At 43.4% G+C, this 1,167-nt stretch carries 1 protein-coding gene; it reads left to right on the plus strand.

The genetic code is table 11. The features are described 5' to 3' along the window. Position 1 precedes the first annotated feature (1 nt). A partial coding sequence (gene tuf / locus ACFILN_RS04920) for an elongation factor Tu (protein WP_375670998.1) occupies positions 2-1,167 on the plus strand: 1,166 nt, incomplete at its 3' end.

The raw sequence follows: 1,167 nt of genomic DNA on the forward strand, positions 1-1,167 counted from the left end.
AATGGCGAAGAGCAAGTTTGAACGAACAAAACCGCATGTTAATATTGGTACGATTGGTCACGTTGATCATGGGAAGACCTCGTTGACAGCAGCGATTACGAAATATTTTGGTGAATTTAAAGCCTATGACCAAATTGATGCTGCGCCAGAGGAGCGCGCACGTGGAATTACTATTTCTACAGCACACGTTGAGTATGAAACGGAAAATCGTCACTATGCGCACGTTGATTGTCCGGGACACGCTGATTATGTGAAAAACATGATCACAGGGGCAGCACAGATGGATGGTGCTATTTTGGTTGTTTCAGCAGCTGATGGTCCAATGCCTCAGACACGTGAGCATATTTTGCTTGCACGTCAGGTTGGTGTTCCAGCAATTGTTGTTTTTCTTAATAAAGTTGATCAGGTTGATGATGCAGAACTTTTGGAGCTTGTAGAGCTTGAGGTTCGGGAACTTTTATCCAAGTATGATTTCCCAGGTGATGATATACCAATTGTTAAGGGTTCTGCGTTGGCAGCTCTTGAAGATAAGGATAAAAGCATTGGTGAAGATGCTGTTCGTCTTTTAATGAGTGAAGTTGATAATTATATTCCAACCCCTGAACGTCCTGTTGATCAACCATTTTTGATGCCGATAGAAGATGTATTTTCGATTTCGGGTCGTGGAACCGTTGTTACGGGTCGTGTTGAGCGTGGTGTTATTAAAGTTGGAGAGGAAATCGAGATTATCGGTATTCGTCCAACATCTAAGACGACGGTTACAGGTGTTGAAATGTTCCGCAAGCTTTTAGATCAAGGTCAAGCGGGTGATAATATAGGAGCTCTTCTACGTGGTGTTGATCGTGAAGGGATTGAGCGTGGTCAAGTATTGGCGAAGCCAGGATCCGTTACACCTCATACGCGTTTTAAAGCAGAAGCTTACATTTTGACAAAAGATGAAGGTGGACGTCATACACCATTTTTCACGAATTATCGTCCTCAGTTTTACTTCCGTACGACGGATGTTACAGGTATTGTTACACTTCCAGAAGGAACGGAAATGGTTATGCCAGGTGACAATGTTGCGATGGATGTTTCGTTGATCGTTCCGATAGCGATGGAAGAGAAACTTCGTTTTGCTATTCGTGAAGGTGGTCGTACTGTTGGTGCCGGTATCGTCTCTAAGAT

The sequence above is a fragment of the Bartonella sp. CL434QHHD genome, assembly GCF_042195145.1.
Classification (GTDB): Bacteria; Pseudomonadota; Alphaproteobacteria; order Rhizobiales; family Rhizobiaceae; genus Bartonella.